Raw genomic sequence first — 892 nt, 5'->3', positions numbered from 1 at the left:
GATGTAGCCGCGGGCGTCCCGGTAAGCGCCGGAGTCGAGCATGTCGACGCCCTTGGCCACGTTGCGCACCGCGCCACGGACCGTGTTGGCATAAGTGTAGTCGACACGGCGATAGGTAATATCGGATGCGTTGCGATATTCCAACTGGACGACGTCTTCGCCTGACCACTTATACGTGATCCCGGCAGCGGCTGAGGTACCTACCGCCGCAACCACCTGCAGCAATTTGCCGGCTGCGTCGTAGGTGTAGTCCGTTTTGTTGCCTTTCCAGTCCAGCGTGTAATCGACGTAGCCTCTCGAGTCATACACGGTCTGGGCAGCGGCGCTGGCACAGGAGGACGTCCCGGCACGTACGACCGATGTGATTTTCTTCTCTCCAAGGATACTGGTGAACGCGTAAGTCGTGGCCATGCCTTTCGCGTTGGTCACCGTGGTCTGCCCAGCACCGTAGACGAAGTTATCCACCTCGGCGCCACCCTCGAGCGCGCTTTGCTGCACCGTACCATCCGTGTTGTATGTATAGCGGCTATAGCGCGCACTATTGATTGATATGCCCGTCAACAGCGTCGCGGCATTAGCCGCAGTCGTGTTTTCATAATGGTACTGGCGGACCGCCGGTGCCGCGCCTGGTGAGGTCACCTTGGTCAACATGCCAGCAGCGTTGTATTCATAGGTCCATGCGTTCCCAGCCGGGTCAATGACTTGGGTAACACGATTACTGGCGTTCTTCGTTAACTGAATCCACTTTCCCGCCGAGTTGGTGATCTTGGTAACGCCCTGACTCGGTTGCTGAACCGTCAAAGTGTTCCCGCTTAACTTGTCAATAATCTCGTTTGGACTGCCTGGCGAGTAGTAACGCTCGCCGGCGAACTGCTGAACCGGGGCGTGGCCG

Annotated in this window: 1 protein-coding gene; it reads right to left on the bottom strand. The window is 58.0% G+C overall.

Going from position 1 to position 892, the window contains the following annotated elements; all coding sequences use genetic code 11:
- On the bottom strand, nucleotides 1-892 hold an 892-nt coding region (locus ACP7BV_RS27375), incomplete at both ends, for a hypothetical protein (RefSeq protein WP_426108059.1).

The organism is Massilia sp. TSP1-1-2, assembly GCF_049896185.1.
Taxonomy (GTDB): domain Bacteria; phylum Pseudomonadota; class Gammaproteobacteria; order Burkholderiales; family Burkholderiaceae_D; genus Telluria_A.
This window is presented reverse-complemented; position numbering and strand designations above follow the sequence as displayed.